Annotated in this window: 4 protein-coding genes; 3 read left to right on the top strand and 1 reads right to left on the bottom strand. The window is 45.8% G+C overall.

Translation table 11 applies throughout. The annotated features are described in order from the left end of the window. On the top strand, positions 1 to 266 hold a 266-nt coding region (locus AB7E14_RS20975), incomplete at its 5' end, for a hypothetical protein (protein WP_428169897.1). Here AB7E14_RS20975 and AB7E14_RS20970 read toward each other — a convergent pair. Next, the gene (locus AB7E14_RS20970; RefSeq protein ID WP_316962881.1) at positions 227 to 2032 is read right to left on the bottom strand and encodes a glycoside hydrolase family 2 protein; all 1806 of its coding nucleotides are present in this window, start codon (positions 2030 to 2032) and stop codon (positions 227 to 229) included. The genes AB7E14_RS20975 and AB7E14_RS20970 overlap by 40 nt on opposite strands. 350 nt (positions 2033 to 2382) lie before the next feature. On the opposite strand from AB7E14_RS20970, the gene AB7E14_RS20965 reads away from it, so the two are divergent. Together AB7E14_RS20965 and AB7E14_RS20960 are read left to right on the top strand one after the other, a co-directional pair. Continuing rightward, positions 2383 to 3693, top strand: coding sequence for an MFS transporter (locus AB7E14_RS20965; protein ID WP_156595664.1), 1311 nt, complete (start codon positions 2383 to 2385; stop codon positions 3691 to 3693). A gap of 46 nt (positions 3694 to 3739) precedes the next feature. Continuing rightward, positions 3740 to 4448, top strand: a 709-nt coding sequence (locus tag AB7E14_RS20960) for a hypothetical protein (RefSeq protein WP_428169896.1), incomplete at its 3' end; no start/stop codon positions are given.

Here is a 4448-nt window from a genome sequence, read left to right as displayed (position 1 = left end):
TTTCTGAAGTCGCGAAGGGAGTTGCGATGAAACTCATCCTGGAACGTTATGGCAATCGTAGTGGCGTTTCTGACTTTGAACTCGATAAGCAAATAAACAGCCTTCGCCAACTGGCAAACCGTATCGGCGAATGGCTGGATAAGGAAGAACAACAGCAACCTCACTATCTGGCGATGCTTTTTGATCCCGCCAGGTTGTTGTCCCTGGCGGAAAGCCTCCAGCATGATCAGTCAGACGAGGACTCGACTTTTTTGAGATTTTCATAAAAATCCCGCAGAACATAAAACGCGGCTTTGCGTGTTTTCTTATCTGCGGTAATCAGGCCTTTACAGTTGACCCCTTGCTGCCAGGGGTTTTGTCGACGTTCCGTTCGATAGTCATACAGCAGCCATGGGGTAAAGCCACGAACGTAAGTGAGTTTTGGCAGATACTCAGTTTGTTTGCGATAAACCTCAGCCATATATTGCTCAGAGAAGGGGCCGGTTTTAGGGGCGTCTTCGCTGATAACCCCTTCCGCTCCGGTTTCGGTGATGACAACGGGTTTTGTGGGTGACGAATTCTTTCCAAGCAAAATTAAGTCATCAAAATTCTCTTCATACCATCCGTAGTATTCATTTAACCCGATGATATCAAGGTATTCTGTCAGCCTGTCTTCAATCTTCATTTTTGCGTGGTTGACGAGGCAGGCTGCCGAAATAAGACGGCTGGGATCAGCATCACGTGCCGCATTCACTAACGATGTCATAAAGCTTAAACGTTCATCCGTATCCGCATTCTCATTGCCAACTGACCAGATAATGACGCTGGCACGGTTGCGATCGCGCAGGATAAGTTCCATCAGCTGGTTATGCGCATCCCGCTGTGTCGACGGATTGGTAAAATCGACTGCCCAATAGTTGGGAATTTCTTCCCACAGCAATATTCCTTCTTCATCAGCAATGCGTGCCGCCAGTTCATGATGAGGATAATGTGCCAGCCGCATATAATTACAATTCAGTGCTTTGGCATCACGGAAACGCTGGCGAATATCATCCTCACAGGTGACTTTCCCCATAAATAAATCATCTTCATGGCAGTTAACACCGCGCAGATAAATGGATTTTCCATTCAGCCGAATATCGGTACCCACCACCTCAATCTGGCGAAATCCGACATCATCTTCGACACTGTCGCGCCCAAGCATAGTCCTGACTTTATAGCGTTTAGGATTTTCGGGTGACCATAACTCTGGACTTACGGATAAAATAACTTCAGCCTGACCGTCAACGACAGGCAATATCTGATTAATCCCAAGTTCAGGGATCATAAGGGTAACGTCAGTCGCAGGCCCGTCAACCGTTATGCGCGCAGCAATCCTGTTATAGTTGCCATCAGGAACAAGATAGACAAACAGATCGTGAATATAGTTTCGTGGTGTTCGGATAAGCTCTATCTCACGATAAATACCACCATAATTAAACCAGTCATTATTTCGCAATGGAAGGCGGTCCGTTGTTCGTGTGTTATTCACACAAATCATTAATACGTTATTTCCGGCTTTTATAGGTGTGCTTAACTCAGCACAGAAAGGCGTCGAACCACCGTAGTGGTTACCGATAAACTGATGGTTAAGAAATATTTTGCAATCGTAATTCGCCGCACCTATCCGTAAAAATACACGCTCATCCGGATCCCGCTTCGCATACTCGATTTCACGGGTATACCATGCGCTGCCTTCATAATAAAACCATTTATCCTTCAACATTTGCCAGCAGCTGGGTACAGGAACCGTCTGACCAGAATAGGGATCATAATCGTAAGGATCCTTACGCGTTTCAGCATCCTGCTTTTGCATTAAGAACCATTTTTGTCTTAATCCCGTATCGTGCAGATCAAGAGTGAAGCGCCAGTCACCCGCCAGGTTTTCACGTTGACGTCCACCGCTGAAGATGAGCGTGCGAAAGTTAAGATTTTGCACATTATAAGCACGATCGTAGTGTTCATTATGCAGACATTCAACCGCATTATCTGCCAGGTCAGATTTTTCTAACATCGCCATTCCTCGTGAAGAAAAGTTAGGCGAAGAATAGCGGATCTGAACGACCGCCAGATCAAAGAAGAAAACATTCGAAGGTGTGCAGATATTGAATAAATAGCAATTGTGATGTTGCTCAAAAAACATCACATTTAATCGTGATTAACCTCACATTCCCTTTTGTGTTGAAGTGATCTTCATCACATTAGTCAGCTAAAAAGGTGACTTTGCCTGCAAATAAAAACCGAATGAACATTAAGATCTCAGTTTCCTTTTTGAGTATTGCCTGTCCCGGTCTAAAGATACTTACACTGTAGCGGCGAGAAAGATTCATATTCTGTAGAGCACAGACATGGAGAGGTAATAAGCTGGGCCAGCTACAACACAGTATTAGCGAACAAGCAACAAAACCTCAATTAAACAGAAGTCGATACCGATGGACAATTTGCGCATTGCTTTTTTTCTCGGTCACTATTAATAACCTTGATCGCTCTATCCTGGGGCTGTTAGCCCCCATGCTACAAAAAGATATCGGCTGGACAGAAATCGAATATGGCAATATTGTCACTGCCTTCCAGGCAGCCTATGCCGTGGGTTTATTAATATGCGGCAGAATAGTCGATCTGTATGGTGCTCGCCTTATATTGCCCGTTGCTCTGGCAATATGGAGCCTGGCCGCCATGGCTCATGGTGCAGTGAGTACAGTAACAGGGTTTATTTATGCAAGGATTTTTCTGGGCGTTGGCGAAAGCGCTAACTTTCCGTCAGCGGTAAAGGTTGCTGCTGAATGGTTCCCCAGGAGAGAACGCGCTTTTGCGACCGGTATTTTCAACTCTGGTTCAAATGTCGGGAATATTTTCGCCCCCATTATTATTCCATGGATTGCGTTACAGTGGGGCTGGCGTGAAGCTTTTGTAGTGACCGGCGCAGTAGGTTTTATATGGATTGTTTTCTGGCTGTTCTTATACGGAAAACCAGAAAAAGCAAAAAAAGTGAATAAAGAGGAACTGGAGTGGATCCATCAGGATGAAAGTTCTGATCCCACGCCAGCAGCAGCATGCAAAGTGAGCTGGATTGGGTTATTGAAATATCGCCAGACCTGGGCATTTGCGATGTGCAAATTCCTGACCGACCCGATTTTCTGGTTCTTCCTGTTCTGGTTGCCTAAATGGTTACATGACAGTCGCGGTATTGATATGGCGCACATGGCAACACCACTGGTTCTGATCAACATTCTGGCGACCATTGGCGGACTCGCTGGGGGATACTTGCCTGCATGGTTGATCAATCGCGGAATAGCCGTCAACAAAGCGCGTAAATTAACACTGCTGTTGTGCGCTATTTGTGTATTGCCTATCTTGCTGGTCTCTACGGCTTCTAATTTGTGGGTCGCCGTTATTTTAATCGGTATTGCGGTCGCCGCCCATCAGGGATGGTCAGTCAATCTCTATACCAGTGTTTCTGATATGTTCCCGAAAGAAGCCGTTGGCGCTGTTGTCGGTATTGGTTGCCTGATTGGTTCAATAGGTTCAATACTTTTTGCTCAAGCTACCGGACATATTTTGCAGGCGACAGGAAGTTATTGGTCAATATTCCTTATGGGTGGTTTTGCTTATCTGTTAGGTTTTGTCATTATGCATTTTTTAACACCGACAATGTCAGCAGCGAAATTGAAATGATTAACAACCCTCAGCACAACGATTGATCCTGAATGCAGGTTATTTTATGAAATTAACAGACAGTCTTTTACAAGAACGTATTCTACAGGCCAAAGAGAACAGCATTAATTGGCTCAATAGCATGAGCGTAGCCGGAATGACGCCTGGCGTATTGCGGGTCAGCCATTATCATCAGCCAGAAAAATGGCCGCAAATGTTATTATCAGGAACCTATGATGGAACAATGGCCCGCGCATTATTAGGTGATAAAATAGAGGAAAAAGCATTACTGGCCGACTGGATTTTAAGCCACCAACAGGATGACGGTTATTTCCTTCTGCCGGGTATGCAGTGGGATGAAACATGGAAACGCCCTGATATCGAAGAAACACGTCAGTATATGCGTTTCCATGCAACAAATTACTGTATGGGGGCATTAGAGGTTCTGGAACAGTTAGACAGGCTCGAACTGCCCTTTTTAGCGCCCTTTCTCGATCCCCTGGTTTTCCGGGCATGGTTAGGCCAGCGCGATATGCGTGATCCATGGCTTGAAGGAAACAATATCGTTAACCTTGGCAGTTTCCTGCTTCTCGAAAAGCAGCGTTACCCGGAGGGGCCTGCAAGCCAGCGCTTGCAGGATATGATCTTCTGGCACAACCAGCAGAGCGAGCCCTACTCCGGATTCTGGGGGCCAGGACAGCAATTCAGTCAGGAAGCATTGCTGTTCGCACTTTGTGGTGCAACGCATAACCTGCATATTTTTTATGCGCTTGACG

Source organism: Citrobacter sp., from assembly GCF_050252275.1.
GTDB lineage: Bacteria > Pseudomonadota > Gammaproteobacteria > Enterobacterales > Enterobacteriaceae > Citrobacter_A > Citrobacter_A amalonaticus.
Note: the sequence above shows the minus strand (reverse complement) of the source record. Positions and strands in the feature narration are given on the sequence as shown.

Excerpts from the sequence above, each read along its gene's own strand:
- AB7E14_RS20970 (WP_316962881.1), bottom strand. The coding sequence starts at position 2,032 with ATGTTAGAAAAATCTGACCTGGCAGATAATGCGGTTGAATGTCTGCAT.